This is a genomic window from Streptomyces sp. NBC_00012, from assembly GCF_045040875.1.
Taxonomy (GTDB): Bacteria; Actinomycetota; Actinomycetes; order Streptomycetales; family Streptomycetaceae; genus Streptomyces.
The window spans coordinates 5,633,848-5,660,058 of sequence record NZ_CP108309.1; the positions used below are offsets into that span (position 1 = coordinate 5,633,848).

25 protein-coding genes and 3 pseudogenes are annotated in these 26,211 nt (G+C 70.6%); 16 read left to right on the plus strand and 12 right to left on the minus strand.

Annotated features, from left to right (window positions below; all coding sequences use genetic code 11):
• Window positions 1-4: 4 nt before the first annotated feature.
• Complete coding sequence (locus OHA19_RS25950; protein WP_405712874.1) at window positions 5-1,612, minus strand: carboxyl transferase domain-containing protein; 1,608 nt, start codon at window positions 1,610-1,612, stop codon at window positions 5-7.
• Between the two features lie 316 nt (window positions 1,613-1,928).
• On the opposite strand from OHA19_RS25950, the gene OHA19_RS25955 reads away from it, so the two are divergent.
• The 5 genes from OHA19_RS25955 to OHA19_RS25975 all read left to right on the plus strand — a co-directional run bounded on the left by OHA19_RS25955 (window position 1,929) and on the right by OHA19_RS25975 (window position 7,876).
• Window positions 1,929-3,134, plus strand: coding sequence for a DUF418 domain-containing protein (locus OHA19_RS25955; RefSeq protein WP_405751823.1), 1,206 nt, complete (start codon window positions 1,929-1,931; stop codon window positions 3,132-3,134).
• Window positions 3,135-3,167: 33 nt separating this feature from the next.
• Entirely contained in the window at window positions 3,168-3,773 is a 606-nt protein-coding gene (locus OHA19_RS25960) for a TetR/AcrR family transcriptional regulator (protein ID WP_405712871.1), read from the plus strand.
• A gap of 194 nt (window positions 3,774-3,967) precedes the next feature.
• Window positions 3,968-5,437 carry a glycosyltransferase gene (locus OHA19_RS25965; protein ID WP_405712869.1) on the plus strand — a complete coding sequence of 490 codons (1,470 nt, stop codon included), beginning with the start codon at window positions 3,968-3,970 and terminating at the stop codon, window positions 5,435-5,437.
• Window positions 5,438-5,499: 62 nt separating this feature from the next.
• The gene (locus OHA19_RS25970) at window positions 5,500-7,014 is read left to right on the plus strand and encodes a DUF6056 family protein (RefSeq protein WP_405712867.1); all 1,515 of its coding nucleotides are present in this window, start codon (window positions 5,500-5,502) and stop codon (window positions 7,012-7,014) included.
• Between the two features lie 76 nt (window positions 7,015-7,090).
• A complete protein-coding gene (locus OHA19_RS25975; protein ID WP_405712865.1) occupies window positions 7,091-7,876 on the plus strand; it encodes a phosphatase in 786 nt (261 codons plus the stop codon).
• An 80-nt stretch (window positions 7,877-7,956) separates the two neighbouring features.
• Here the strand turns inward: OHA19_RS25975 and OHA19_RS25980 are convergent, their stop codons facing one another.
• From OHA19_RS25980 to OHA19_RS25995, 4 genes are all read right to left on the minus strand, one after another.
• Window positions 7,957-8,964 carry a cation diffusion facilitator family transporter gene (locus OHA19_RS25980; RefSeq protein WP_405712864.1) on the minus strand — a complete coding sequence of 336 codons (1,008 nt, stop codon included), beginning with the start codon at window positions 8,962-8,964 and terminating at the stop codon, window positions 7,957-7,959.
• 103 nt (window positions 8,965-9,067) lie between these two features.
• The gene (locus OHA19_RS25985; RefSeq protein ID WP_405712862.1) at window positions 9,068-9,943 is read right to left on the minus strand and encodes an acyl-CoA thioesterase; all 876 of its coding nucleotides are present in this window, start codon (window positions 9,941-9,943) and stop codon (window positions 9,068-9,070) included.
• A gap of 19 nt (window positions 9,944-9,962) precedes the next feature.
• Window positions 9,963-11,120 carry an acyl-CoA dehydrogenase family protein gene (locus tag OHA19_RS25990; RefSeq protein ID WP_405712860.1) on the minus strand — a complete coding sequence of 386 codons (1,158 nt, stop codon included), beginning with the start codon at window positions 11,118-11,120 and terminating at the stop codon, window positions 9,963-9,965.
• 203 nt (window positions 11,121-11,323) lie between these two features.
• A complete protein-coding gene (locus OHA19_RS25995; protein WP_405712858.1) occupies window positions 11,324-11,713 on the minus strand; it encodes a peptidase inhibitor family I36 protein in 390 nt (129 codons plus the stop codon).
• 222 nt (window positions 11,714-11,935) lie between these two features.
• On the opposite strand from OHA19_RS25995, the gene OHA19_RS26000 reads away from it, so the two are divergent.
• The 5 genes from OHA19_RS26000 to OHA19_RS26020 all read left to right on the plus strand — a co-directional run bounded on the left by OHA19_RS26000 (window position 11,936) and on the right by OHA19_RS26020 (window position 15,135).
• Entirely contained in the window at window positions 11,936-12,295 is a 360-nt protein-coding gene (locus OHA19_RS26000) for a VOC family protein (protein ID WP_405712857.1), read from the plus strand.
• Window positions 12,296-12,689: 394 nt separating this feature from the next.
• Window positions 12,690-13,946, plus strand: a complete 1,257-nt coding sequence (locus OHA19_RS26005; protein ID WP_405721492.1) for an ATP/GTP-binding protein — start codon at window positions 12,690-12,692, stop codon at window positions 13,944-13,946.
• Window positions 13,946-14,605, plus strand: coding sequence for an RloB family protein (locus tag OHA19_RS26010; RefSeq protein ID WP_405712855.1), 660 nt, complete (start codon window positions 13,946-13,948; stop codon window positions 14,603-14,605). Before OHA19_RS26005 ends, OHA19_RS26010 begins: the two co-directional genes overlap by 1 nt.
• 135 nt (window positions 14,606-14,740) lie before the next feature.
• Entirely contained in the window at window positions 14,741-14,869 is a 129-nt protein-coding gene (locus tag OHA19_RS26015) for a hypothetical protein (protein WP_405753311.1), read from the plus strand.
• Between the two features lie 17 nt (window positions 14,870-14,886).
• Window positions 14,887-15,135 (plus strand): hypothetical protein, encoded by a 249-nt coding sequence (locus OHA19_RS26020; RefSeq protein ID WP_405712853.1) that lies wholly within the window; start codon window positions 14,887-14,889, stop codon window positions 15,133-15,135.
• A gap of 11 nt (window positions 15,136-15,146) precedes the next feature.
• On the opposite strand, the gene OHA19_RS26025 is transcribed toward OHA19_RS26020, so the two are convergent.
• The 3 genes and pseudogenes from OHA19_RS26025 to OHA19_RS26035 form a co-directional block, all read right to left on the minus strand.
• Window positions 15,147-15,791 carry a hypothetical protein gene (locus OHA19_RS26025; RefSeq protein WP_405712851.1) on the minus strand — a complete coding sequence of 215 codons (645 nt, stop codon included), beginning with the start codon at window positions 15,789-15,791 and terminating at the stop codon, window positions 15,147-15,149.
• A gap of 423 nt (window positions 15,792-16,214) precedes the next feature.
• Entirely contained in the window at window positions 16,215-16,436 is a 222-nt protein-coding gene (locus tag OHA19_RS26030; RefSeq protein WP_405712849.1) for a DUF397 domain-containing protein, read from the minus strand.
• Window positions 16,429-17,226 (minus strand): annotated as a pseudogene (locus OHA19_RS26035) (helix-turn-helix domain-containing protein). Before OHA19_RS26035 ends, OHA19_RS26030 begins: the two are co-directional and overlap by 8 nt.
• 199 nt (window positions 17,227-17,425) lie before the next feature.
• Here OHA19_RS26035 and OHA19_RS26040 point away from each other — a divergent pair.
• Together OHA19_RS26040 and OHA19_RS26045 are read left to right on the plus strand one after the other, a co-directional pair.
• Window positions 17,426-17,776 carry a hypothetical protein gene (locus OHA19_RS26040; RefSeq protein WP_405712847.1) on the plus strand — a complete coding sequence of 117 codons (351 nt, stop codon included), beginning with the start codon at window positions 17,426-17,428 and terminating at the stop codon, window positions 17,774-17,776.
• 86 nt (window positions 17,777-17,862) lie between these two features.
• Window positions 17,863-19,269: pseudogene (locus tag OHA19_RS26045) on the plus strand (IS4 family transposase).
• 40 nt (window positions 19,270-19,309) lie between these two features.
• Here OHA19_RS26045 and OHA19_RS26050 read toward each other — a convergent pair.
• Window positions 19,310-20,524: an SMI1/KNR4 family protein gene (locus tag OHA19_RS26050; protein WP_405712845.1), complete on the minus strand. Its 1,215-nt coding sequence runs from the start codon at window positions 20,522-20,524 to the stop codon at window positions 19,310-19,312.
• Between the two features lie 237 nt (window positions 20,525-20,761).
• Here OHA19_RS26050 and OHA19_RS26055 point away from each other — a divergent pair, with 237 nt between their 5' ends.
• On the plus strand, window positions 20,762-21,079 hold the full coding sequence (locus tag OHA19_RS26055; protein WP_405721486.1) for a hypothetical protein: 318 nt from the start codon (window positions 20,762-20,764) through the stop codon (window positions 21,077-21,079).
• A 21-nt stretch (window positions 21,080-21,100) separates the two neighbouring features.
• Here the strand turns inward: OHA19_RS26055 and OHA19_RS26060 are convergent, their stop codons facing one another.
• The gene (locus tag OHA19_RS26060) at window positions 21,101-22,579 is read right to left on the minus strand and encodes a PucR family transcriptional regulator (RefSeq protein ID WP_405751826.1); all 1,479 of its coding nucleotides are present in this window, start codon (window positions 22,577-22,579) and stop codon (window positions 21,101-21,103) included.
• Window positions 22,580-22,751: 172 nt separating this feature from the next.
• Between OHA19_RS26060 and speB the strand changes: the two genes are divergently transcribed.
• Entirely contained in the window at window positions 22,752-23,720 is a 969-nt protein-coding gene (gene speB / locus OHA19_RS26065) for an agmatinase (protein WP_405712842.1), read from the plus strand.
• 43 nt (window positions 23,721-23,763) lie between these two features.
• Window positions 23,764-24,003: pseudogene (locus tag OHA19_RS26070) on the plus strand (thiamine pyrophosphate-binding protein); the annotation flags it as partial.
• 169 nt (window positions 24,004-24,172) lie between these two features.
• On the opposite strand, the gene OHA19_RS26075 reads toward OHA19_RS26070, so the two are convergent.
• Entirely contained in the window at window positions 24,173-24,532 is a 360-nt protein-coding gene (locus OHA19_RS26075) for a hypothetical protein (RefSeq protein ID WP_405712840.1), read from the minus strand.
• Window positions 24,533-24,704: 172 nt separating this feature from the next.
• Between OHA19_RS26075 and OHA19_RS26080 the strand changes: the two genes are divergently transcribed.
• Complete coding sequence (locus OHA19_RS26080) at window positions 24,705-25,676, plus strand: serine hydrolase (protein ID WP_405751829.1); 972 nt, start codon at window positions 24,705-24,707, stop codon at window positions 25,674-25,676.
• A 72-nt stretch (window positions 25,677-25,748) separates the two neighbouring features.
• Here the strand turns inward: OHA19_RS26080 and OHA19_RS26085 are convergent, their stop codons facing one another.
• On the minus strand, window positions 25,749-26,204 hold the full coding sequence (locus OHA19_RS26085) for a helix-turn-helix domain-containing protein (protein WP_405712837.1): 456 nt from the start codon (window positions 26,202-26,204) through the stop codon (window positions 25,749-25,751).
• Between the last annotated feature and the right edge of the window lie 7 nt (window positions 26,205-26,211).

Genomic DNA, 26,211 nt, shown 5'->3' on the forward strand with positions numbered 1-26,211 from the left:
TTCCTCACATCCGGAAGACGCCGAAGCCGGGTTCACCCAGCGGGGCGTTGGCGCACGCGGTCAGGGCCAGCCCCAGCACCTGCCGGGTCTCCAGCGGGTCGATCACACCGTCGTCCCAGAGCCGGGCCGTGGCGTAGTAGGCATTGCCCTGGGTCTCGTACTGCTCGCGGATCGGGGCCTTGAAGGCCTCCTCGTCGGCCGCGCTCCAGTCGTCGCCCAGCTGGTCGCGCTTGACCGTCGCGAGGACGGACGCGGCCTGCTCGCCGCCCATGACGGAGATCTTCGCGTTGGGCCACATCCACAGGAAGCGGGGGGAGTAGGCCCGGCCGCACATGGAGTAGTTGCCCGCGCCGTACGAACCGCCGACCACCACGGTCAGCTTCGGGACGCGGGTGCAGGCGACCGCGGTGACCATCTTGGCGCCGTGCTTGGCGATGCCGCCGGCCTCGTAGTCCCGGCCCACCATGAAGCCGGAGATGTTCTGCAGGAAGACCAGCGGGATGCCGCGCTGGTCGCACAGCTCGATGAAGTGGGCGCCCTTCTGGGCGGACTCGGAGAACAGGATGCCGTTGTTGGCGACGATCCCGACCGGGTGGCCGTGGATCCGGGCGAAGCCGGTGATCAGCGTCGTACCGTACTCGGCCTTGAACTCGGCGAACCGCGAGCCGTCGACGACCCGGGCGATCACCTCGCGCACGTCGTACGGGGTGCGGGAGTCGACCGGGACGGCGCCGTACAGACCCGCGGGATCGACCTTCGGCTCCTCGACGGGCTGCACGGACCACGGCAGCGCGCCCCGGTCCGGCAGGGTGGCGACGATGTTCCGCACGATCCGCAGCGCGTGCGCGTCGTCCTCGGCGAGATGGTCGGTCACCCCCGACGTACGGGAGTGCACCTCGCCGCCGCCCAGCTCCTCGGCCGTCACGACCTCGCCGGTCGCGGCCTTCACCAGCGGCGGACCGCCCAGGAAGATCGTGCCCTGGTTGCGGACGATCACGGCCTCGTCGCTCATCGCGGGGACGTACGCCCCGCCCGCCGTGCACGAGCCCAGCACCGCCGCGATCTGCGGAATGCCGGCCCCCGACATCCGGGCCTGGTTGTAGAAGATCCGCCCGAAGTGCTCCCGGTCCGGGAAGACCTCGTCCTGCATCGGCAGGAACGCGCCGCCCGAGTCGACGAGGTAGAGGCAGGGGAGACGGTTCTCCAGCGCCACCTCCTGGGCCCGGAGGTGCTTCTTCACCGTCATCGGGTAGTACGTGCCGCCCTTGACGGTCGCGTCATTGGCGACGATCACGCACTCCCGGCCGCTGACCCGGCCGATCCCGGCGATCACCCCGGCCGCCGGGGCGGCGCCCCCGTACAGCCCCTCGGCCGCCAGCGGGGCCAGCTCCAGGAAGGGGGAACCCGGGTCGAGCAGAGTGTCCACCCGGTCCCTGGGCAGGAGTTTGCCGCGCGCCACATGCCGGGCGCGGGCCCTCTCACCCCCGCCGAGCCTGGCCGTGGCGAGCCGCTCACGCAGCTCGTCGGCGAGCGCGTGATGCGCCGCCTCGTTGGCCTTCCAGGCCTCGGAGGCGGGATCGGCCGCGCTCGCCAGCACCGGTGCCTGCTGCATCGTGTCGAGCCCCCTTGCCCGTACCGCAGTAGTTAGTGACCGTTAACGTCCGACTTCAGGTTAACGAGCGCTAACAGGCTTGTCCAGGGCCCCGGGCCGGCACCCGCGGCGCTTTCGTCAGGTATCGGCCAGGTATGTCCTGTGGGGGGCGGGCACCGGGCGGCGGGGCCCCGCGGACGGGGCCGCGATAATGGCCCGCGCCGCTCCCCGACCAGGAGCGGAGCCCGTCGTGGCCGGTAGAGGCCGCGACCGGCGGAATGGGCCACATGTGCGGGGGATCGGGCCGTGACGGCCGATCGGGTGGGGGGAACAGCGGATGACGCAGCAGTCGCAGGCGGTGCTGGGCGGGGACGGCGGGGCGGCCGGGGGGAGGCCGCGCATGGTCGAAGTGGACGCCCTGCGCGGGTTCGCGCTCCTCGGGATCCTGGTCGTGAACCTCATGACGACCGCCGGACCTCCCGGCGCCAGGGGCGGGCTCGCGGGTGTGCACGCGGCGGACGGAGCCGTGGAGTGGGCGGTCGTTCTGCTCGCGCAGTCGAAGTTCTACCTGCTCTTCTCCTTCCTCTTCGGATACAGCTTCACCCTCCAGATGGACTCGGCCGCCCGGGCCGGAGCGCGCTTCGCGCCCCGGATGTCACGGCGGCTGGCCGGACTGTTCGTGCTCGGAGCCGCACACGCGGTGCTGCTGTACACCGGCGACATCCTCATGATCTACGCCCTGCTCGGACTGGTCCTGCTGGCCGCCCGGAACGCCGGACCCGCCAGGGCTTGGCGCGCGGCACTGTGGGTGTACGGCGTCGCGGGCGGGTTCCTGCTGCTGATCGGGCTGGGGGCGGCGCTGCTCGACCCGGGCGAGCTGGGCGAATCCGCCACCGTGAAGGCCGAGCTGACCGCCGCGTACCGGGGCGGCTTCGCCGAGGTCGTCGGCGCCAACATCCGGGCACTGCCCGAGATCCTGGCGGCCGTTCCGCTGATGGGCGGATTCGTGGTCGCCGCCTTCCTCGTGGGGTTCGTGGCCGGACGGCGGCAGTGGCTCGGGGCGGCCGCACTCGCCGACCGCGCGCGGCTGCGCCGCATCTGCCTGACGGGTCTCGCCATCGGGGTCCCCGGGGCGGTCTTCTCCGCCGCGGGGCTCGTGGGGCCGCTGCCGGAACGCTGGACGCTGCTGGGCCTGGCGGTCGGTATGGTGGCGGCCCCGGCGCTCTCGGCCGCGTACGCCACCGGGCTGCTGCTCTGGTTCGCCACACCGGGCGGCGCCGCGACGGCCCGGGTCCTCGCCCCCGCCGGGCGGATGGCGCTGACCAGCTATCTGACCCAGTCCCTCGTCATGGCCCTGGTCTTCTCCGGGTACGGGCTCGGCCTGTACGGCCGTACGGGCGCCGCGGTGGCGGTCGGCGGGGCATGCGTGCTGTACGCCTGTCAGCTCGTCCTGAGCGGGTGGCTGATGCGCCGGTACCGGCTCGGGCCGGTGGAGTGGCTGCTGCGGGCCGTGACGCTGTGGGCGCGGCCCGGCAGGAGTTAACGTTCGCTAACCCGACTGTCTAGAATCGAATCCATGACCACGAGGACGGACGCCCCCACCCGCCGCGAGCAGATCCTCAAGGAGGCCGCCCGCCTCTTTGCCGAGCGCGGCTTCCATGGCGTCGGTGTCGACGAGATAGGTGCCGCCGTCGGCATCAGTGGCCCCGGGCTCTACCGCCACTTCCCCGGCAAGGACGCGATGCTCGCCGAGCTGCTGGTCGGCATCAGCGAGCGGCTGCTGGCGGGCGGGCAGCTGCGTGTGTCGGAGGACGCGGCGTGCGAGGACAGCTCCCCGCGGGCCCTGCTCGACGCGCTCATCGAGGGGCACATCGATTTCGCCCTCGACGACCGCCCCCTGATCACCCTCCACGACCGCGAGCTGGACCGTCTCCGGGACGCCGACCGCAAGCGGGTCCGCCAGCTCCAGCGGCAGTACGTCGAGGTGTGGGTGGAGGTGGTCCGCGAGATGTACCCGGACCTGCCCGAGCACGAGGCCCGCGCCGCCGTCCACGCGGTCTTCGGCCTGCTGAACTCGACCCCGCACCTGGGCCGGCCCGGCGCGCAGCCGGACCGCGCGGACACGGCGGCACTGCTGCACCGGCTGGCGCGGGGGGCGTTCGAGGCGGCGGCCCGTGCGTAGGGCGGGTCGGCGGGGTCCGGCGGGCGTGTCCGCGATTTCTGCCCGGTCTTGAATATATGAATTGATGCGAAAGGGGTGAGGCGTCTCCCCATATTCTCTTTCCTTTTCTTCGGCGAGCTCCGTCGGACGCAGTTTCGCGAGACCCCCAGGCTTATGGTTTGAGCTGTCCCGCCCACGCCTGATGGGGAATTTAAATGAAAACATGTCAGGTTTCGATCGTTGTCCCCTGTTTTAATGAGGACGAGATCATCGAGGTATTCCACCGTGCGGTGATCTCCGCCCTCGAACCGACTCGGCGGACCTTCGAGATCTGTTATGTCGACGACGGCAGCAGCGACCGCACCAGAGCCCGGATCGGCTCGCTCGCCACCGTGGACCAGCGGGTCCGCTACACCTCCTTCAGCCGCAACTTCGGCAAGGAGGCCGCCATGCTCGCGGGACTGCGCATGTCCCGCGGCGACGCCGTCGTCCTCATGGACGCCGACCTCCAGCACCCGCCCGAACTGCTGCCCCGCATGCTGGAGCTGCGGCAGCGCGGCTACGACCAGGTCGTCGCGCGGCGCGACCGCGCGGGAGAAGGTGCCCTGCGTACCTTTCTCAGCGCCCTCTACTACCGGGCCATGGGCCGGTGCATGGATGTCGAGGTCGTCGACGGCGAGGGCGACTTCAGGCTGCTGTCGCGCACCGCCGTGGACGCCGTGCTCGCGCTGCCCGAGACCAACCGGTTCTCCAAGGGGATCTTCTCCTGGATCGGCTTCGACACCATCGGTTTCACCTACCGGAACATCCAGCGCGCGGCGGGACGTTCGAAGTGGGGCGGCAGACGCCTGCTCAACTACGGGATCGACGGACTGATCTCCTTCAACAGCCATCCGCTGCGCCTGGCCATCCATATCGGCCTCGTGCTCGCGCTGGCGGCACTGGGATACGCCGTGTGGACCATCGCCGGCGTCGTGCTCCACGGTGTCGTCGTGCCCGGCTACACCACCCTGCTGACCGCCGTCGTGGCACTCGGCGGAATCCAGCTCGCCACACTCGGCGTCATCGGCGAATACGTGGGACGGATCTACTCCGAGTCGAAACGCCGCCCGCACTACCTGGTGCGGGAGACGAACGAATCTCCGCACGTCGTCGCGGTCGATCTTCCGGCAGGGGCGCGTCCGGGCCCGTCCGCCCCCGAGGGCGGGAGACCGTCGGCGGGACGCACCGGGGCTACCACGCTCGGGGTATCCAGGAGGCGCACCGTACGCCAGTTCATCGAATTCGGGTTGATCGGAATCATTAATACGGCGGTATATCTGGCGGTATACGCCTCGCTGAATGTCTGGATTCCCTATCTGGCCGCACACGTCATCGGATACGCGGTCAGTGTCGTGGGATCGTTCCTGCTCAACTCCTGCATCACCTGCCGCACGAAGCCGACCTGGCACGCCTTCGTCCGGTATCCCCTGTCGAGCGTCGTCAATCTCGTACTCACCGGAATTCTGCTCTACCTCGGCGTGAGCAGGCTGGGCATGGACAAGAACATCGCCGCCGTGGCCGCGGGGATCCTCGCCACCCCCTTCTCGTTCCTGCTCGCCCGTTGGGCCATCGACTCCGGTGCCGCCCTCGCCCGGCAGGGCGGTGGCCCGGCCGAGAGCAGTACCGGACACACCGCACCGTGAACCCGCCACCTCAACTCCGCGGCGTACAGGACGCGAGCAACGTACGAAGGGCACCAGTGCACATGACCACGGACACGTCGAAATCCGTCGGCACACAGGCTGAGGGCGAGGAATCCCCCCGGCCGGAACCCGGTCCGGGCCCCGGGAGGCGGTGGGCGGCGATCGGGACGTCGGGCCTTGCCCTGCTGCCGCTCGCCCTGCTCGGCGCGGCCTTCTGGATCGGCCGACTGGTCCGCCCGGGAGGGGACGACTGGTGCTTCCTCCCGGTCGTACGGGACGGGGGCGCCTCCGGGATGATCGGGAAGTTCTTCCTCCACGACAACGGACGCATCGCCAACGCGCTGCTCGTCATCGCGTACGGAGCCTTCGGCGTCCCGGGCCACCAATGGTTCGCCCTGGTCAGCGGAGTGCTCATGCTGGGCGTCCTCTGGGCGCTGGTCGCCTCCGCGCTCAAGAGGGCCGGGCTGACCGCGCCACGCGGGCTGGCGCTGCTGGTCGGCGCGACGGCGGCGGCGCTCCTCTTCCTCGCGACGCCCGACCCGTACAAGGCGTTCTACTGGCCCGCCTCCTCCGTCTCGCACACCGTCGCACCGGTGCTGGCCTGCGCCGCCGTGATCCCGCTGCTGCGGGCACGGACGCGGCGGGGACGCGACTTCGCGCTGGGTGTCGCGTACCTGGCGGGGGTGTTCATCGGCACTCTGTCGGAGGAGACGTCGATCGTCGTGTTCGTCGTGCTCGCCGCCGTCCTGTTGCTGAGCCGGTGGGCCCTTCCCGGGGCCGGCCGGACCCGTACGCGCGCCTGGTGCGTGGTCGCCTTCGCCGGGGTCGCCGTCGGGACGGCCATCCTGTACATGTCGCCCGGCGCACGCTTCCGGCGCGGGCGGTTCGGCGCCGACAGCACCTCCATGTTCGGCCCTGAGGCGCTGACCGCGGCGCTGCGGGCGTTCGGACACGTCCTGGGGACGGTCTTCACGACCTGGCAGTACCTGGGAGCGGTCGCTGTCGGCGTGCTGCTGGGCCTGCTGGTGCGCGGAGGCGAGCGAGGAACGGACGGGCCGGACGGGTCCCTGCGTCGCAGGCCCCTCCTCCTGGTTCTCGTCGGATTCCTCGCCTTCCTGGTCTCCGGCTACGTCTGCGTCGTCGTCGCCTACCCTGCCTTCGGGGCGAGCGTGGGGACCGCGTCGCGCGTCTGGGGCGACTTCCTCCTGTTGTACGTGCTGCTCCTGGTCGGCGTCGGCGCCCTGTCGGGACGGGCGTTGCGGGCCGGCAGCTGGGGGATCCGCGCGGCGACGGCGGCGGTCGCCGGAGTCGTGTGCGCCGCGACCTGCGTCGGCCTCGTCGTCCCGCTGCTCCGGCTGGAACGGCAGATGGACGTGCGTGCCCAGCGGTGGGACCGGCAGGACCGCTCGCTGAGGGACGGGGCGGCGCGCGGCGCCCAGGTGCTTCCGTACACGCCGGTATCGGTCAGCGGGATGCTGGAGCCGTTCGGCGATCACGGCCGGCGGGCGTGGCCGGCGCAGTGCGTCGCCCAGTACTACCACCTGAAGAAGATCACGCATTCGACCCGGCTGCCCTGACCGGCGGGCCGGGCCGATCGGTCCGTCGTTGCCAGACCCCCGGCACACTGCGCACACCTGACGGCACAATGGGTTCATGCCGATACCCAGCCGTGCCGCCCTCGTCGAACATCTCGTCCGTACGCGTATCGCCGGAGACGTCGCCACACCGCGCGACAACAACCTCTCCCACTACCGCAAGCTCGCCAACGGCGACCGCCACTACTGGCTGGGCCTGGAGCTCGGCGACCGGTGGCGCGACGAGCAGGACGTGCTGGCGGTGATGGCCGAGCGCTGCGGGGTCAGCGACGACCCGGAGCACCGGTTCGGGCAGGACACCATCGACCCGGAGCTGACGGTCGACGCCCTGGAGCGGATGGCGGCGCGGCTGCGGAAGGCCGTGGCGGGGTCGGAACGGGTGCTGTTCGCGACCGGCCACCCGGGCGGGCTCCTCGATGTGCACCGGCAGACCGCGGACGCGCTGCGGGCCGCCGGATGCGAGATCGTACGGATTCCCTCGGGGCTGATCGCCGACGAGGGCATGGTGTTCCAGTTCGCGGACGTCGCGGTGCAGGAGCGCGGCGCGACCCTCTGGCACACCCACTCGCCCGCCCCGATGGCCGCCATCCTGGACGGCCTGGAGCGCGAGGGCCGCCCGCTGCCGGATCTGGTCGTCGCCGACCACGGCTGGGCGGGGTGCGCGGCGCAGCGCGGCCTGGACGCGGTGGGGTACGCGGACTGCAACGACCCGGCACTCTTCCTCGGCGAGGCGGAGGGAACGCTCCAGGTGGCCGTCCCGCTGGACGACCATGTGCTGGACCCGCGGTTCTACGACCCGATGACGGGGTACCTGCTGGACGCGGCGGGGCTGACGAGGAGCTGACGCGGGGCGGGCGGGGCCGGTACGGGGCCGCTCCCGGCCGCGTGGCCGGTACGGGGCCGTACCCGGCCGGACCGGCCCGGTCAGACCGGCCCGGTACCGTCGCCGGTGCCCGGCCCGCGCACCCGCCGCAGCAGGCCCGGCGTCGGGTCCAGGTACACCCGGCGGATCGGCGGATAGCGCTCGCGCAGCTGCTCCTCGGCCTCCTCGCACGCCCACTCGATCTGGTCGGCGGTCGAGGCGTCCCGGAAGTCGATCTTCGCGGCGACCAGGATCTCGGTCGGGCCCTGGATGAGCGTGGTGAGTTCGAGCACGTCGACGATGTGCGGGACGGAGAGCAGCTCCTCGCGGATGCCGGCCCGCATCGGCTTCGACACCGGGCGTCCGATCAGCAGCTGGGCGTTGGACCGGCCCAGCACCCAGGCGACGTACACCAGCAGCAGACCGATCAGGACCGACGCGATGCCGTCCCAGACCCCGGAACCGGTCAGCTGGCCGCCGAGCAGCCCGCCCGCGGCGAGCAGCAGACCCGCCAGCGCCGCCGAGTCCTCCATCACCACGGCCTTGACCGCGGTGTCAGGCGTGAGGCGGAAGTAGTGCCCGACGGGCACCCGCAGCCGGGCGGCCTCGCCGCGGACCTGCCGGACCCCGGTGCGCAGCGAGTAGCCCTCCAGCAGGAAGGCCACGCCCAGCACGATGTACGAGACGAGCGGATCGCCGAGCTCCTCGCCCGCCACGAGGGTGTGGACCCCGTCGTAGACGGAGAAGACCGCACCGCCGACGAACGTGGCCACCGAGGCCAGCATCGCCCAGATGTAGCGTTCGGGGCCGTAGCCCAGCGGGTGTTCCTCGTCCGCGGGCTTCTCGCTGCGTTTCAGCGCGGTGAGCAGCATCAGCTCGGTGACCGTGTCGGCGACCGAGTGCGCCGCCTCGGAGAGCATCGCGCTCGATCCGCTGATCAGTCCGGCGACCGCCTTCGCCACGGCGATGCCGAGATTGGCGAACGCCGCGACGACGACCGTGAAGGCGGACTCCCCGCCACCGGTCTTCGCGCCACCGGTCTTCGCGCCGCTCGTGGTCTCGTCGCTCATGGTGGGGAGTATGTCCGAATCGACGGGACACGGCCCGTCGGCGCCGGGCCGTACCGGTCCCGGTCGGTGCCCGGCGCGTCGGTCCTGGCCGGTGCCCGGTGTGTCAGTCCCGGGGTACGCGGACCACGCCCTCCTGGATGACGGTGATCGCCAGCCGGCCGTCCTGGGTGTGGATCCGGGCCTGGCCGAGCCCGCGCCCGCCGGACGCGGACGGTGACTCCTGGTCGTACAGCAGCCATTCGTCGGCCCGGAACGGCCGGTGGAACCACATCGCGTGGTCCAGGCTCGCGCCGACCACGTCACCGACCGCCCAGCCCCCGCGCCCGTGGGCGAGGAGCACCGAGTCGAGCAGCGTCATGTCGGAGACGTACGTCGCCATGCAGACATGGAGCAGTGGATCGTCCGCGAGCTTCCCATTGGTGCGGAACCACACCTGGGAGCGGGGCTCGCGCGGTTCGCCGACGGTGCCGAAGGGCGGCTCGTCCACGTACCGCAGGTCGACCGCGGCCCGTGCCTCGATCAGCCGGTCCACGACCCCCGGCTCGCTGAAGCGGTCCGCGTACCGTGGCAGCAGTTGCGCCGCCGTGGGCAGCGTCTCCGGGTCCGGGGCGGACGGCATGGCCGCCTGGTGCTCCAGGCCCTCCTCGTACGTCTGGAACGAGGCCGAGAGGTGGAAGATCGGCTGCCCGTGCTGGACGGCGACGACCCGGCGGGTGGTGAAGGAGCGGCCGTCGCGGATGCGGTCGACGCTGTAGACGATCGGCGCGCCCGGATCGCCCGTCCGGAGGAAGTAGGCGTGCAGGGAGTGGGCGGTCCGGTCGGCGGGGACGGTACGGCCCGCGGCGACCAGGGCCTGGGCCGCGACCTGGCCGCCGAAGACCCGGGGGACGACCGCCGAACGGCTCGTACCCCGGAAGATGTCCCGCTCGATCTGCTCGAGGTCGAGCAGATCGAGCAGGGAGTCGAGTGCTGCGCTCATGGAAGGAACGTAGCCGCTCTCAGAGGCCCATGGACTTGGCGATGATCGACTTCATGACCTCGCTGGTGCCGCCGTAGATGCGGTTGACCCGGTTGTCCGCGTAGAGGCGGGCGATCGGGTACTCGTTCATGTAGCCGTAGCCGCCGTGCAGCTGGAGGCACTTGTCGATGACGCGGTGCGCGACCTCGGTACAGAACAGCTTCGCGGAGGCGGCCTCGGCGGCGGTCAGCTCACCGGCGTCGTGGGCCTCGATGGCGCGGTCGCAGACGGCCTCGGCGGCGTCCACCTCGGCCTGGCAGGCGGCCAGTTCGAACTTGGTGTTCTGGAAGGACGCGACGGTCTTGCCGAAGACGGTCCGCTCGGTCACGTACTGCTGGGCGAACCGGACGGCGGCCTTGGCCTGGGCGTACGCGCCGACGGCGATGCCGAGGCGCTCCTGCGGAAGGTTCTGGCCGAGGTAGGAGAAGCCCTTGTTCTCCTCACCGAGGAGGTCCTCGACCGGCACCTTGACGTCGACGAAGGCCAGCTCGGCGGTGTCGGAGGTGCGCAGGCCCAGCTTGTCGAGCTTGCGGCCGACCGAGTAGCCCTCGGCCTTGGTGTCGACGACGAGGAGCGAGATGCCGTGCCGGCGGTCGTCCGCCCTGGGCGCGTCGGTACGGGCGCAGACGATGACCCGGTCGGCGTGGACGCCACCGGTGATGAACGTCTTGGCGCCGTTGAGGATGTAGTGCGTGCCGTCCTCGGAGAGCTTGGCGGTGGTCTTCATGCCGGCCAGGTCGGAACCGGTGCCCGGCTCGGTCATGGCGATGGCGTACATCGTCCTGCCGGTGACGAAGTCCGGCAGCCAGCGCTTCTTCTGCTCCTCGGTGGCGTACGCCTTGATGTACGGCAGGCAGAGCAGCACATGCACGCCGGAGCCGCCGAAGTTGACGGCCGCGCGGGCGCACTCCTCGGAGATGATCGCCTCGAACTTGAAGGACTCGACCCCGGCGCCGCCGAACTCCTCCGGCACCTCGATCCCGAATATGCCCAGCTCGGCGAGCTTGTAGTAGAAGTCGCGGGGCACCTGGCCGGCCGCGAACCACTCGTCGTAGACGGGGGCGACCTCGGCCTCGATGAAGGCGCGGATGGTCTCCCGGAACGCCTCGTGGTCCTCGTTGAATACCGTACGGCGCACGGGGGTGCCTCCTTGGTCAGCTTCGGGCGAGCTTCGGCCGGACTGGCTAAGCGCTTGCTCAGATAGTTTAAAAGTTACCCAGGAGTCACCGGCGCTGTCCAGGGTGATGCGCAGCACGCCCGCGCGGCCCGTCCGGCCGCGGACACGCGAAGAGTCCTCCCCGGCCACCGGCCGGGAAGGACTCCTGTCGTGTCTGCCGCCGTCTACTGGGGCTTGAAGGAGCGGATCTGGTAGTTCCCCTGGAGGTTGCCGCCCTTTCCGGCGGGGGTGGATCCGACCCGGGAGTTGTAGTTGGTCTGGGTGTAGTACTGCACCTTGTGCCCGGTCGCGTTCCACACGGAGCGGACGTTCTGGCCGCGCTGGATGAAGGAGCAGTCGTCGGCGGTATTTGCCCGCTGCTTGTCCGACCACTGGCAGCGGGTGCCACCTCCGTTCCAGTCGCTGTAGATACAGAAATACCCGGGGCTGCAGCTGTAGGAAGCCCTGGCGCTCCCGACCGCGGCGTTCTCGGCGGCGGCGACCGCGACGGGTCCGGCGCCGAGTCCCAGGGCCAAGGCGATCGAGGTGACGGTGAGCGCGCTGATGCGGTGCATGGCGGAAACCTCTTCTCCTGACGGTGGCCAGGGTTCCGTGCCCTGGTCATCAGCAGCGTGGCACGGCCGCGACCTGCGCAGACAGGCGGAATCGGGGGCGCTCGAAGCCCGCTTCGAAGATCGCGGCGCTCCCGTGCACACCGGCGCGAACGCCCGCCCGGCATGATCGGCCGCGGGCGCCCCGGGTCGCGCGCATAGGGTGAGTCTTTTCGGGGGTGGATCATGTTCGAGGGCGTACGCACCGTGATGGTCTTCGCGGACAGCCCCGAGGCGTCCGCGCGATGGTACGGGGAGCTGCTCGGCGTCCCGGTGCGGGTCGATCTCAGCGACACGGGTGCGGTCTACGCCTGGGTGGAGACCGGTGGGGTCGAGCTCGGCTTCCACCCCGCCGACGACGCGCGCAACCCGAGGGGCGGCAGCCCGGTCGTGTACTGGAACGTGGCCGACCTCGACACGGTCCGGGAGCGGCTGCTGGCCGTCGGCTGCGAGCACCACCGCGGGCCCCTGGCGATCGAGCCGGGCCGCCGCATCGCACAGCTCCGCGACCCGTTCGGCACGGTCATCGGCATCGAAGGCCCGTAGGGCGTGTCCGGCCGATCGCGCCGGGTCGCTGGTGTCGTCCAGCCCGGTCCTGCGGGAGTTCCTGGACACCGCGCGCCCCGGGCCGGCGGAAGAGGTGACCGCACGCCTTGCCGACGGCGAACCGTGGAGCGGCTGCGGAAGCGTTCCGCGTACCTGTGGCGTGCCGTGGGCCGGGCGCCGACGCTTCCCCGCACTCCGGCGCGCGGTGTGAGCTGGTCGGCTGTCTCCAGTACCTGGGTGGCGCGTGCGTGATGTGCTGTATCGAAATGATCAGCTGTTCAGTCCCCTCAGGCCGGTCCAGAGCGGTATGTTCCGGGAGGCCAGGGCCTCACCCGGCACGCTGATGTCCGTGCCGACGATTAGTCTGACCGCGAGGATGCGAGAGGAGGGCAGTGTGCTGCTGAGATTCCGCGTAGCGAACGTACGGTCCCTGCGCGAGGAGCAGGAGCTGTCGTTCGTCGTCCCCGAGGGTGAGCCGAGTGGAGTCGCGCGCCCCCTCGATCTGGCGGGTGGTCGATCCTCAGGTGTCCTTCCCCTGATCGGCATCTTCGGAGCCAATGCTTCGGGCAAGTCGAATGTGCTGGCCGCCCTGACCGATATGCGCACCGCCGTTCTGAACTCGTACGCACGCTGGGCGTCCTTCGACGGCACCGCGCGGATCCCCTTCGCGCTGGACGCCAAGGAGGGCGACGAGCCGAGCTTCTTCGAGGCCGACATCGTGATCGACGACGTGCGCTGGACGTACGGCTTCGAGCTCGGCCCGGAACGCGTCGAGGCGGAATGGCTGCACAGCTACCCCCGCGGGCACCGCCAGGTATGGCTCGACCGCGACGCCTCGCGCGCCAAGGTGTACGACTGGCCCGGCAGCCGCGTGAAGGACCGGTCCCAGCTAGAGCGGCGCACCCGGCCGAACGCGCTGCTCCTGTCCACGGCCGGCACGGACAACCATCCCCAGCTCTCGCCGCTCTTCCACTGGTTCCGCCGCAATCTCTGGCTCATCAACCCGGAGGACGAGCGGACGCAGCGCGAGGCGTTCACCACGAAAGAGCTTTCGGGCAGCCGCGCACGCCGTATCAACGAGCTGCTGAGGGTCGCCGACCTGGGGATCACCGGAGCCGAGGTCGTCGAGGAGGGCCGAGGCCGCGCCACGGTGAGACTCGCCCACCGGTCGGCAACCGGCGACGTGGCCTTCGACTGGCGGCATGAGTCCTTCGGCACCCGCTCGTGGTTCGCGCTGCTCGGCCCGCTGCTCCTTGCGTTGGACGAGGGTGCCGTGCTGCTCATCGACGAGCTGGATTCGAGCCTCCACCCGCGGTTCGCCGCCGAGGTCGTCCGCCTCTTCCACGACCCCGAGGCCAACCCGAAGGGTGCGCAGCTCGTCTTCACGTCCCACGACCCGTCGGTGCTCAGCACCCCGAGCGGCGGTCGTCTGCTGGAACCGGGCCAGGTGTGGTTGACGGAGAAGGACAAGGACGGGGCCACCGAGCTGTATCCGTTGACCGCCGCGTCGCCGGGCGAGGAAGAGGACCTGACGAAGTCCTATCTGGCCGGTGCCTTCGGCGCGGTCCCCTCGCTCCTGGAGGGCCAGATCGCCCGGCGGCTGCTGGCCGCGAACGAGAAGGAACGCGAGTACGAGGCGGGGCGGAGCTGATGGCGCGTACGAGGGGGAGGGACTCGCTGGGCCCCGCGAAGAGGGGCGGGCGGCGTCGCAGGGTCGTGCATGTCTTCACCGAGGGCCGGGTCACCGAGCCCGACTACATCAACATCGTCCGGGACCGGGCGGGCGTGGCCGGGGTGGAAGTGCGGATTGCGAACTCCTCGGCACCGGGCTCCCAGCGCAAGCCGATCAAACTGGTCGAGGCAGCGGTGCGGCTCATGCGGGAGGAGACCCGAGAGGCGAAGCGCAGCGGCCTGGAGAAGAAGTACTGGCCGACGGTCTGGTGCATGTTCGACCGGGACGAGCACGAGTCCATCGACGCGGCGCTGAAGCAGGCCCGTGAAGGAGACGTCCGTGTGGCCTTCTCGCATCCCTGCTTCGAGGTATGGCGGCTGCTGCACCACAAGCCGGTCAGCGGGACCTTCGGAGGTGTCTGCGGCCAGGCTTCGGCGCGACTGCCGTTCGCCAAGGACGCCGCGAACATCAAGATCGTGCTGCCCGAACAGATCCCCGCGGGCAGTTACGCGGAGGCCAGGAAGCGCGCCGTGCGGATGAACTCGGCCCATGGCGACCATGTCCCGCTGTCCCTGCGCGACCCTTACACGAATGTCTTCGACTTCATCGAGGACGGCATGGGAATCACCTCCTACTGACGACAGGGACCCGGCCGGTCAGGGCGAACGGTTTTCGCCTGTTGCACTCTCGGCGACCTGGAGTACCGCGCGCGGCGGACGACGTACGGCGTGACGGGCGAGCGCGGCAAGGCCGACCTGATGCACCTCCAGCACATGCTCTGGGAGACCAAGGAGGAGAGGCGCGGCGGCATGGCCATGCCTCATGGGGTGCTGTTCCGGGGAGGCGGAGAGCAGGAGATTCCGGACGAGGCTACTGGACGAGGGGCGCGATCGAGGCGGTAATCGGGCTTGCCCCGAACTTGTTCTATGGCACCGGTATCCCGGCCTGCATTCTGGTGCTGCGCACGCCGAGGACACGGGCTCACTCGCCCACCAGCCGTCCACCGCCTTCAGCGACACCCTGGACACCTCCGCAATGTCCGCGCTGGTCGCGTCCCCCCACCAGCGCGGCCACCGCTCGCAACCGCAGCGCCTCCTGCGCAGAAGGCGACAGATGCCGCGCGTCCCCCACCAGATCGTTCACACCCCACCAACGATCCAGGACCTGAAGCGCTTCGGATCAATAGGAGTGGGTGTCCTGCCAGCGCTGAAGCTCGTCGTAGTAGGGGTAGCAGCCCACGTTGTACGCCGCCTCGCCCTCGTCGCAGATGGCGTACTTGTAGGAGCCGTCGGAGTCGCGCTCGTCCGGTGCGGGCAGCCCTGTGTCGCAGGAGAAGTTGCCCCAGGTGGGGCTGTAGCACGAGGCGCTGCTGTCCTCCTCGCCGTCCTGGCTGTCCTCGTCAGCGTCAGTCGTGCCCTCGTCTTTGCTGGCTTCCTTGGCCAACTCGTCGTAGGCGTCCTGCTTCTTGAAGTTGAGCCGCCCGTCCTTGCAGTCCGACTTCTTGGCCACGAGGTAGAAGTCGATCGACCAGAACGGGTCATCACCGACGTCCACGTAGGTGGCCTCGTGCCAGCACGCAGTCCAGTCCTCGTACTCCTTCGGCATGTTCTCCGGGGCGGTGGCTAGGTCGTTGTCGCTGTCGAAGGGAGCGCTGGTGGGCACCATGGCGTGGATCAGCTTGTATCCCGCCTTGTCGGCGGCCTTGTAGGCGGTGGCAAAGTTCTTGCCGGCCAGGTCCGGCAGCTTCGGCTCGTGCGGGCCGCAAGCGGTCAGCGCCAGGCCGCCCGCGACGATAGCGGCGGCCATGAAGGTCGTACGCTTCAAAGCACTCCTGTTCAGGCGGTTGGATAGGTGGGTGGGCTGCGCCTCCGCAGCGCGGATTCCGGGGCGCGGAACGGTCTTCGTCGAGGTCGTACTCGTCCTGGAACTTCCTGCCGGAATCGCACACGCCTTGGATGACGTCGCGCAGTGCCCCTCGTTCACCTTGGCCAACTACTCATTGGCGGTGGCCTCGTTGGCGATGGCACGCTCCGGATCAGGTCTGCATGAGACGGACCCGAGCGCCACCGATACGAAGAGCTCCTCAACTGATCCGAAACGCTGCGGGTCCTGGGCCGTTGGTGGAGTGTGAACGATCTGGTGGAGGGCGCGCGTCGATGCCCGCGCCGCAGCCCAGGCGTTGTGATCTGACAAGCTGTGGCGGCATCCCCGACCCGCGCCAGACGCGTCGGGGATGCCGCCCGGAGGTCAGGCGGGGATGTCCCCGGCCTTGACTGCTGCGGTGAACGCGGCCCAGCTGGCTGCCGGGATCACCAGTGCGGGCCCGTGGGGGTTCTTGGAGTCTCGGACGGGGATGCCTGACGGGTGGTTGTCCAACACCTCGACGCAGCTGCCTGATTCGTTCCCGCTGTGGGACGACTTGCGCCAGCCGTTCAGCGTGGAAGCGTGCGCGATGGTGTGCTCAGTCATGATGCCCGTACTCCTTTGCAGTTGCCCTCATCAAGGCGAGGGATTCCTTGATCGGGAACGCGTCGCCCAGGGCGAGATCGTGTACGCCCTGCAGTCGCTGGACCACTGCCGGGGAGTCATGGATTTTGCCGATGGAAATGCCTTCGCTGTAAGCGGCAGGAGACTGGTCCTCGAACCACATCAACGTCAGCATGCTTTGCATGAGCGGATGGGCGCCCAGGTCAAGCGGCAGGACGTGAGCGCGCACCCTCTTGCTCTCGACCAAACGGACGATGTGCATGATCTGTTCGGCCATGATCTTCGGGGCCGCCTGCCGGGCGTCGCAACACCATCTCGTCCAGTAGCACCCACACTACGGGGGCCACCGGGTCGGTGAGGATCCTTGCGCGTTCAAGGCGCGTGACGACGTGCCTGTCACGTTCCTCGTCGCTCCGAGGGGGAAAGTGGTGCCCAGAACCGCGCGCGCGTACCCCTCCGTCTGGAGGGTGCCTGGCACGAAGGTCAGGCCGAACTCCCTGAGCATTGTCGCCTGTTGTTCGAGCTGGCGCGCGGGTTCGAAGTAGTCGGCGATCGTGTCGTCGTCCCCGCCAGGCAGGAAGCTGCTCAGCACGTTCCCCGTGTTCAGGGCCTCGTCCAAACGCTGTGCGTCCTCTTTGGACGGGATGCGGCGCCCCGCCTCGATGTGCGAGATGTGCGACCGCGTCATGATCGCCGTGTCGGCCAGCTGCTGCTGGGTCAGGCCTGCCGCCTCGCGCTGCGCCTTCAACCAATCGCCATAGGTATTACTCATGGTCAACTCCCGTGCGACAACGGCTCCGTCACCTGCGATCCCCTGGCGAGCCTAGCCCGGCCGGTCTCACTCTGTGAGTGGATCGCTACACAGAGGTGGATGTCCGGGCATCGACCGCTGTCGTCGCGATGGGACCGGCCTCTGGAGGCCGGCCGCGAACGCGTAGGACCCCCGCGACGGCTGTGCACGGTTCGGGGGCATGGCCTTCAACCTCAAAGGAGTTGACGACGTGTTGCACTGTATCGCCCAGATCTTCGAGCCGCCGTTGCGGCTTCTCCGGCCCGCCCAGAGGCGCCACCGCCCCGCGGAGCCGTACCCCTCCGCGCTTCCCGCAGACGTGTGCCGCATGCCCGACCGGCGCCCCGAGTCCATGCTGCGTGGCGAGGACAGCCCTCTCGTCCGCCCCTACCTCGTCGCTCACGAACGGCGCGAGGAGGCGCGTCTGCGGCGGGCGCGGCGGAGGGCGTTGTGGCTTGCCGTGCATGGCATCGACATCGGGCCGCGTCTGATCTACGGCATCGAGGTCAACACCGTTGCGTTAACGCTGTGACCTGCGAGGCAAGGGGGTTGGGCGAGGCAATGGGACTCCTGTAGATCAACGATCGGCGAGAAAGTCGATCAAGGTCAGGGGTTCCGATGCAGGAGAAGTCTGTCATCACGTCTACGGTCGAGACAGCCGCGGGGGTGTTCGCTCCGGGGCACCTGGGCGAGTTGACCCAGATCGTGGACTTCGCGTTGGTGGACGCGGTGCTGGAGGAGACCGGTCGGCGCGAGAAGCGGCTGCGGCTGCTGCCTTCGCGGGTGGTGGTGTAGTTCGTGCTCGCTCTCGCGCTGTTCGAGCGCCACTCCTATCGCATGGTGTGGTCCAAGCTGACCGCGGCCTTGACCCCGCTGGCTCTGGTGCGTCCCTCGGTCTCCTCGCTGACACGGGCCAGGCGCAGGGTGGGGGCCGCGCCTCTGCGGGGTCTGTTCGAGACGCTTGCCGGGCCCGTCGCCCGCCCCGGGCAGGACGGGTCCTTCTACCAGGGCCTGCGCACGGTGGCTGTCGACGGGACCCTGCTGCACACCCCCGACGACGAGACGCTCACCTGGCGCTACCCCAAGCGGGCCGGGGAGAGTCTGGAGTTCGGCTATCCGCTGCTGCGGCTGCTGGCCCTGGTCGAGTGTGGCACCCGAGCGCTCATTACCGCCGCCTTCGGACCGGAGTCCGAGGGAGAACTCCCCTATGCCAAGCGGCTTCTGCCTGCCCTGGACAAGACGATGCTCCTGCTGGCCGACGCGGCCTTCGACGGCAACGAGTTCCTTCATGCCGTCCATCAAAGCGGGGCGAGGTTCCTCGTGCGTTCCGGGGCCCGCCGTGTCCCCACCTCCGCCGAGCACCTGGGCGACGGTTCCTACATCGCCCGCATCGGCTACGGCGTCCTCCGGGTACTGCTGTCGGTCCGCGTGATCGAGGCGACCCTCACCGTCACCCTGGCCGACGGCACCGTCCGCACCGAGCAGTGGCGGCTGATCACCAATCTGCTGGACCCCGTCAAGTATCCGGCCACCGAGCGCGTTGATCTCTATCACCGCAGGTGGCAGGCAGAAACTGCATATTTTTCGATCAAGGCCACGATGCTCGACGGCCGTGTCCTGCGCTCCTGCAGCATCGACGGCCTTGACCAGGAGGTCTACGCCCTGCTCACCGCCTACCAGGCCCTGATCCGCGCCGGCGACGACGCCCTGACCGGACGGCCGGACATACCCATGGAACGGATCAGCTTCACCGTCCTGCTGGCCGCCGCAACCGACACCGTCACCGCGAGCCATGGAATCTTCCCCAGCACCCTCGTCGACCTGGTCGGCACGATCGGCCGCGCGGCCCTGGGCGACCTCCTGCCCGCCCACCGACGGCAACGGGTGAAGGCCCGCACCCGAAAGAACCCCACCAGCAAGTACGGCCCGAACGCGGGACAACACCCCCACAAGGCCCAGAACTACACCGTCCGCACCACCGTCGCGTTCTTCGCCCACGGCCTCAACAGCCGCTCATGGCCCTAACGCAACGGTGCTGAGGCCCCAGCCCGTCGTCTTGGGGCCTTCACCACGGCGCGCCCGGCCCGAACGGTTCGAAGAACATGACGTCCAGCGGATGCAGGTCCCGGCCGGTCAGACCGGGGAAGCCGGATTCGGCGGGGCCGCCGCGCAACCACGTGAGCAGGGTCGCCGTGAAGGCGCCTGGCAGGGGCGGTCCTTGGTCCCAGTGGCGTGGGTCGACGGCTACGCGCCAAGTCTCGGGCGGGCCGTCCGCGCACCAGCCGATCTGGTCCCCGTCGATCGTCGACGCGAACGGCAGGAAGCCGCCGGGCTCGGGCCACGCGGGCATCGGGTAGTACTGGGGATGGGCGGCGCGCAGTTGGCGGTATCCGTCAAGCATGCCCTCGACGGTGGCCGCGAGCCCCTGCTCCCGTGGCCGGTCCAGGGACAGTGGGGCGCTCATGTCCAGCCACCAGCTCCAGTTGCCCGCCCCGTACCGCTCCGCGAGCGCCACGAAGTCCGGCGGCAGCCGGGTGCCGAGCCGCTCGAAGACCTGCTCCCATGTGCCCTCGCCCAGATACGGCTCCAGGGGCGGTGGAACCAGCGCCATGACGGCGTCGAGGCCCGAGCCCTCGGTGAGCGCCGCGTGCTGCCGCGCGTCCACGGCGGTGCCCGCAGGCGGTGGCGACCAGGGTGCGGCCCCGGCCAGCGGCGGCCAGACCCGTATCTGTGAGGACAGCGGGCCCAGCAGCCCGCCGGGCTCGCCCGGGTGCGGCACGCCGGTGCGCAGCAGCGTGAACAGCAACTCCAGGAACGGGACTTCGTAGTCCACCCAGGGCTCGCTCACCCCGACTGCCACATTCGTGGTCATGAGCGTGACCGGCCACTCGTCGGGGTCGTCCGACGCGCCCGTGTTCCAGAAGAGGTGGTCGCCGCTCCTCGTCGTGGCGAAGGCGAGCAGGCCGCCCTCCTCGGGCAGGAAGGGGCGCCGACGCGCGGTGAACATGCCGGGCCGGATCGCCGAGTGCCGGTGCGTCTCGACGATCCATGCTGCGTACTCGAAGCGGCCGTCGGTGCTGACGCACGGGGGGTGCAGCCGGATCGCCGCACCCGGGCCGCCTATCTCGGCCGCACCGTACGCCGACACGAGCGCCTTGTAGTCACCGGGCAGCGGGGTGCCGAGCCAGCCCTCGACCGCCGCCCAGTCGACGGCGGGCGCCGGGCCGGGCGGCGGTCCGACGAGACCTGCGAACGCGGTGATCCGCGCAGAGTGATCCATGGAGCCGAGGATGACATCCCCCACCGACATTGAGACTGGGACCTGGCACCGCTCGGGCGTCTGACCCGCCCACTGACTGACGCTTCGGCTGTCCTCGGGTTGAATCGCTCGGCTCCCGGGCGGTGCCACAGCGCGCGTGACCGGCCGGGCTACCATGACCTCATTGCCTCGCCCAACCCCCTTGCCCCGCAGATCACAGCGTTAACGCAACGGCGTTGGCATCGAGGTACCCGCGTGATCACCCAGACCCCCGGCGTGTCGGCGCGACTGCTTCCGTGGTCCAGCGCGGAGGGCAAGCCCTGCCACGTCGTCGGTGACGGGACCGGACGTGTCTCCCGCGTGGCCGACAACATCGAGAGCGTGCAGCTCGGCATGGCGCTCGAACTGCTCGACCACGCCGGCGACATGCTCGACGACGGCCAGGTCACTTCGGCGCAGCTCCGCTACGTTCTGGCCCGCATGGCCGAGGCGTTGCGTGACGTGCACCGGATCGCCCGGAGCCGGGGCGACCGGCTCGCCGCGTCGGCCGACGACGGGAGCAGCCCGCAGGTCTGAACCGCCCGCCCCGCGAACCGCTCACCGCACCCGCAGCGCAAACCACAACTCCGTCCGTACGTCCATGTCGTCCAGGTCCGCGTCCAGCAACGTCGCGCAGCGGGCGATGCGCTGGCGGACCGTGTTGCGGTGGACCCGCAGGGCCATGGCCGTACGGTCCCAGCTGCCGTGGAGGCTCAGCCAGCAGCGCAGGGTCTCCGTCAGCGGCTCGGTGAGCGGGGCGAGCAGGGCGCGGGCGTGCGCCTCGGCGCGGTCGGGCGGGATCAGCGCGTCCAGGCCGGCCCCGCCGCCGCCGTTGTGGTGGTGGGCCAGCGGGGTGCGGGTGGCGACGGCGCGGCCCAGGGCCCGGGAGGCCTGGCCGTCGGCGAGGTCCAGGGCGGTGATAGGGGCGGGGGCGGAGGCGCCGAGGGTCCAGCCGGGCTGCGGGGTGATCCGGTCGCCGCCGGGGATCAGCACCCGTACGGCGTCGCCGCCCCGGCCCGCGTCGACCAGGGCCGAACCGAGGGCGGCGCCCAGCGCTCCGGTGGTGAGCGGGTCGACCGGGCCGTCGCCGCTGCGGCGCGCGTGCACCACCGTCCACTCCTCGGCACCGCCGAGCAGCGGCGCGACGTCCTGCGGGTCCGCGCCCAGCAGCATCCGTACCAGGGCGGCCGACCGGCCCGCGGCGTCCGCGCCCTGGTGCGGGGCGGCCAGCAGGGAGAGCAGGACGACCGCGACCCCGGCGATGGTGTGGTCGCCCGCCTCGCGCCGGCCGGTCGCCAGGGTCAGGACGAGCCCCTGGCCGCCGCCCAGCGCGTACGCGGACAGATGGGTGTCCCGCAGCGTGTCGGTGGCGGACGCCGGGGCGGGGCGTGACCCGCCGGAGACCACCCGGGCGAGCCTGGCCAGCGCCGCCCCGGTGTCGGCGGCCGGGCGGCGGCCCGACGCGTGCAGTTCCTCGCCGTCCGCGGCGAGCAGCGCCACCCGGCCCTCCAGCTGAGCCGCCAGCTGGTGCAGCACCGCCGGGACCGGGTCCGGCCGGGCCGCCGCCGCGGCCAGGGCCTGCTGGGCGCGTGTCACCCGGCGCAGCTCGCGGTGGCGGGCCTCGGCCATCAGCCGCCACACCGTCCGGGCGATCGCCGTGAACGGGGTCTCGGGCGGCACCTCCAGCAGCGGCAGGCCGTGCCGGTCGCACGCCTCGATCAACGCCTGCGGCACCGTGTCGAACACCGGTGTCACCCCGAAGCCGAGCGCCGCCGCCCCCGCCTCCACCAGCCGGGCCACGAACGCGTCCGGGGCCTTGAGCTGCACCCCGGCGCTCAGCAGCAGCTCACCGCCGAGCAGATACGGGTACGGGTCGGCCATCTCCGAGGTGTGCACCCACAGCAGATCAGCCTCGGCAGGACCCGCGATCCGGTGCAGTCCCAGCTCCTCGTGGGCGAGCAGCTCGGTGAGTGGGATCGGGGGAGTGGGCGGCGGGGCAGGCACGACCGGGACTTCCGGCATGGACGGTCCATCCATCAGGGACTTCAATTATGGATGAAACGTACACTTCAGTGCCGTCTGCGGGCCACCTACCGTCTTCACCGTGTACGACGTGCGCGCATGTGACACAAAGCGCGCACCGCCTCAGCGTCACCCCGCATCGCAGCAAGAAGCGTCACCCCGCATCGCAGCAAGGAAGGCACCCCTCATGAGCAGCAACGAAACGCCGCGCGGCCCCGTCGACTCCTCCCGCGTCCCGCGGTACGCCGGACCCGCGACGTTCGCCCGGCTGCCCCGCCTCGACGAGGTCGGTACCGCCGATGTCGCCGTCGTCGGCGTGCCCTTCGACACCGGTGTCTCCTACCGGCCCGGCGCCCGTTTCGGCGGCAACGCGATCCGTGAGGCCTCGCGCCTGCTGCGCCCGTACAACCCGGCGCAGGACGCCTCGCCGTTCGCACTCGCACAGGTCGCCGACGCCGGTGACATCGCCGCGAACCCGTTCAATATCAACGAGGCCGTCGAGACGATCGAGGCCGCGGCCGACGACCTGCTCTCCACCGGCGCCCGCATGATGACGCTCGGCGGCGACCACACCATCGCGCTGCCGCTGCTGCGTTCCGTCGCCAAGAAGCACGGCCCGGTCGCGCTGCTCCACTTCGACGCGCACCTCGACACCTGGGACACCTACTTCGGCGCCGAGTACACCCACGGCACCCCGTTCCGCCGCGCCGTCGAGGAGGGCATCCTCGACACCTCCGCCCTCTCCCACGTCGGCACCCGCGGCCCGCTCTACGGCAAGCAGGACCTGGACGACGACGCGAAGATGGGCTTCGGCATCGTCACCTCCGCCGACGTCATGCGGCGCGGCGTCGACGAGGTCGCCGACCAGCTGCGCCAGCGCATCGGCGACCGGCCGCTGTACATCTCCATCGACATCGACGTGCTGGACCCGGCGCACGCCCCCGGCACCGGCACCCCCGAGGCCGGCGGTCTGACCTCCCGCGAGCTGCTGGAAATCGTCCGCGGGCTGTCCTCCTGCAACCTGGTCTCCGCAGACCTGGTCGAGGTCGCCCCCGCGTACGACCACGCCGAGATCACCTCCGTCGCCGCCTCCCACACGGCGTACGAGCTGACGACGATCATGTCCCGCCAGATCGCAGCGGCCCGCACGAAGTGAGCCACGGCACCACGACGAGCGGCCGCGGCTCACCCCCGAGCGGATCGCGGCCGCTCTGCACCCGCCGGCCGGGCGCAACGGCGGTGACCTCGTCGTCGAGACCCTCCAGGGCCTCGGCGCGACCACCGCCTTCGGCCTGCCCGGCCAGCACGCCCTCGGCATGTTCGACGCGCTGCGCCGCTCCTCGCTGACCTACTTCGGGCTGCGCGTCGAGAACAACGCCGGCTTCGCCGCCGACGCGTACGACCGCACCACCCCCGAGGCGCTCGCCGTCGACCTGGCGAAGTCCCTTGCGGAGCCGGGCCCTTCGGTGGTTGTGCTCCCGGCCCTGCTGAGGATGTGCGAGCCGACGCATCCGTAGGCATCGGCCGCTGCCCGCCCACGTTCCCGGTCCCGGGCGCGCGGGCGGGGTCATTTGCGGGGCGGGTGCTCCCCAGGGCCTGTCCGGCGGATCAGGCCCTAGCGATGAGCGCCGCCTGCTCCTCCCTGCCCCGGTGGAAGTCCGGCCGCTCGTCGGGATGGAGGCTGGTGGGCACGGCCTTCGCCGGTGGCAGGAAATCGGTCAGCGACCGGAAGACCGGGTCGGCCGCCGCTCCCTGACCGCGGATCCGGGCCTGCACCAGGTACTGGACGATCTCCCGCAGGGGCTCTCGCAGAATGGGTTCCGGCCGCGCGGCGGCCTTCTCCGCGGCTCCCGGCTGTCCCAGCGCATGGTGTTCGTTCTGCGCGAGCCGCTGCAGGGCCGCGACCGCCGCGAAGAGCCGGCCGCAGCGGTACGCATCGGCGTGCCGGACCGGCTGAGCGCTCGTCAAGGTTCCCCCTCGATTCGATCAAGGTGCCGGGTCGCACCCGGTGACCGATACCCGCACGACGGGCGACGAACCACACAGCCCAAAATGCGCAACTTTCCGGCCCGTCGTGAGTCGTTACTCACGGGTGCGCCGGGGGCGCACCAAACCGATCCACTCATGGGGGACCAGCCGCATGAAAGAACAGCCCTGCATATCCCGTCGCGCCAAGGCCGCGCTCTCCGTCGCGCTCGCCGCGGGCGTGCTCGCACCCGTGGCACTCGGCGCCGCGCCCGCCGCGGCGGCGACGCCGACGGTGAGCTGCACGTCCGCGAAGGCGGGACTGGCCGCCAAGCTGTCGAAGGACATCACCGCCGCGCTCAAGGGCCGGAAGTCCACGACGGCCGTGGCGCTCTACGACCGCAAGACCAAGACCAACTGCACCCTGCGGGCGACGACGAAGTACGACTCCGCCAGCGTCGTGAAGGCGACCGTGCTGGCGACGCTGCTCTGGGACAACAAGAAGCACAACCGCTACCTCACCCAGCGCGAGATCAACCTCGCCACCGCCATGATCACCAAGTCCGACAACAACGCGACCACCAGCCTGTGGAAGCAGCTCGGGGTGACCAAGGTCAAGGCGTTCCTCAAGGCCGCCGGGATGACGCACACCGTGCCGGGCTCCGGTGGCTACTGGGGGCTGACCCAGATCACCGCCCAGGACGAGCTTCGGCTGCTGACCCTGCTGACGGCCAAGAACTCCGTGCTGAGCGACAACGCGCGCTCCTACGAACTGGGTCTGATGCGCAAGGTCGTCTCCTCGCAGCGCTGGGGCACGCCCGCCGGAGCCCCGTCCGGGGTGACCGTGCAGGTCAAGAACGGCTGGCTGCCGCGCGCCACCCACGGTTGGCGGGTGCACAGCATCGGCGCCTTCACCGGCAAGGGGCACGACTACGGGATCACCGTGCTCACCCAGGACAACAAGACGATGAACGACGGCATCAACACCATTCAGGCCGTCGCCCGCGCCGTGCACAAGGACCTCAACCCGGCCGTCGCCGCGAAGACGACCTCGACCATCGCCCCGCCCGCCGCCCCGCAGGAAGCGGTGCCCGCGGTGCCGGAGGCACCGGCCGTACGGATGCTCACCGCGACGCCGCGGGCGTAGGGACCGGCGCCGGCGGGTCGGGGCCGGGCCGGCCCCGACCCGCACCGAGGCCCCGCTCAGCCGAGGCCCCGCTCAGCCGTGGGCCGCGCGGGCCTCGGCAGCCGCCGGGCCCGCCCCGCCGTCCGCCTCAGCGCCTGCCTCGACGTCCGTCCCAGCGCCCGCCTCCGACGCCCCGGAACCCGCGTGCGCGGTGAACGCCACCCGCATCGTGTCGCCGTCCAGCTCCATGCTGAACGTGGAGTCCATGGCCCGCGCCAGGCGGGCGAGGAGCGGAACCGTGGGCATGGTGCCGCCCAGTTCCAGCTTGGAGACCTGCGGCTGGGTCATTCTGGCGCGCCGCGCCAGTTCCGTCTGTGCGATGCCGAGCTCGGTGCGGCGGTCGTAGACGGCTTGCCCGAGATCCCAGGCCAGGTCGAGCTCCTGGCGCCGCCGCACGCGCTCGGCGCTCTCGGCGTCGTCCTCCCCCTCCGAGATGCTCTCTGCGACCTTCCGGTCCCGGGCGAGCTTCCACTCTGCGTGACTGACCACGTGCTCT

Coding starts and splice junctions, on each gene's coding strand:
- OHA19_RS25950 (WP_405712874.1), bottom strand. CDS start 1,612: ATGCAGCAGGCACCGGTGCTGGCGAGCGCGGCCGATCCCGCCTCCGAG.
- OHA19_RS25955 (WP_405751823.1), top strand. CDS start 1,929: ATGACGCAGCAGTCGCAGGCGGTGCTGGGCGGGGACGGCGGGGCGGCC.
- OHA19_RS25960 (WP_405712871.1), top strand. CDS start 3,168: ATGACCACGAGGACGGACGCCCCCACCCGCCGCGAGCAGATCCTCAAG.
- OHA19_RS25965 (WP_405712869.1), top strand. CDS start 3,968: ATGAAAACATGTCAGGTTTCGATCGTTGTCCCCTGTTTTAATGAGGAC.
- OHA19_RS25970 (WP_405712867.1), top strand. CDS start 5,500: ATGACCACGGACACGTCGAAATCCGTCGGCACACAGGCTGAGGGCGAG.
- OHA19_RS25975 (WP_405712865.1), top strand. CDS start 7,091: ATGCCGATACCCAGCCGTGCCGCCCTCGTCGAACATCTCGTCCGTACG.
- OHA19_RS25980 (WP_405712864.1), bottom strand. CDS start 8,964: ATGAGCGACGAGACCACGAGCGGCGCGAAGACCGGTGGCGCGAAGACC.
- OHA19_RS25985 (WP_405712862.1), bottom strand. CDS start 9,943: ATGAGCGCAGCACTCGACTCCCTGCTCGATCTGCTCGACCTCGAGCAG.
- OHA19_RS25995 (WP_405712858.1), bottom strand. CDS start 11,713: ATGCACCGCATCAGCGCGCTCACCGTCACCTCGATCGCCTTGGCCCTG.
- OHA19_RS26000 (WP_405712857.1), top strand. CDS start 11,936: ATGTTCGAGGGCGTACGCACCGTGATGGTCTTCGCGGACAGCCCCGAG.
- OHA19_RS26010 (WP_405712855.1), top strand. CDS start 13,946: ATGGCGCGTACGAGGGGGAGGGACTCGCTGGGCCCCGCGAAGAGGGGC.
- OHA19_RS26015 (WP_405753311.1), top strand. CDS start 14,741: ATGCTCTGGGAGACCAAGGAGGAGAGGCGCGGCGGCATGGCCATGCCT.
- OHA19_RS26030 (WP_405712849.1), bottom strand. CDS start 16,436: ATGACTGAGCACACCATCGCGCACGCTTCCACGCTGAACGGCTGGCGC.
- OHA19_RS26040 (WP_405712847.1), top strand. CDS start 17,426: ATGGCCTTCAACCTCAAAGGAGTTGACGACGTGTTGCACTGTATCGCC.
- OHA19_RS26050 (WP_405712845.1), bottom strand. CDS start 20,524: ATGGATCACTCTGCGCGGATCACCGCGTTCGCAGGTCTCGTCGGACCG.
- OHA19_RS26060 (WP_405751826.1), bottom strand. CDS start 22,579: ATGGATGGACCGTCCATGCCGGAAGTCCCGGTCGTGCCTGCCCCGCCG.
- speB (WP_405712842.1), top strand. CDS start 22,752: ATGAGCAGCAACGAAACGCCGCGCGGCCCCGTCGACTCCTCCCGCGTC.
- OHA19_RS26080 (WP_405751829.1), top strand. CDS start 24,705: ATGAAAGAACAGCCCTGCATATCCCGTCGCGCCAAGGCCGCGCTCTCC.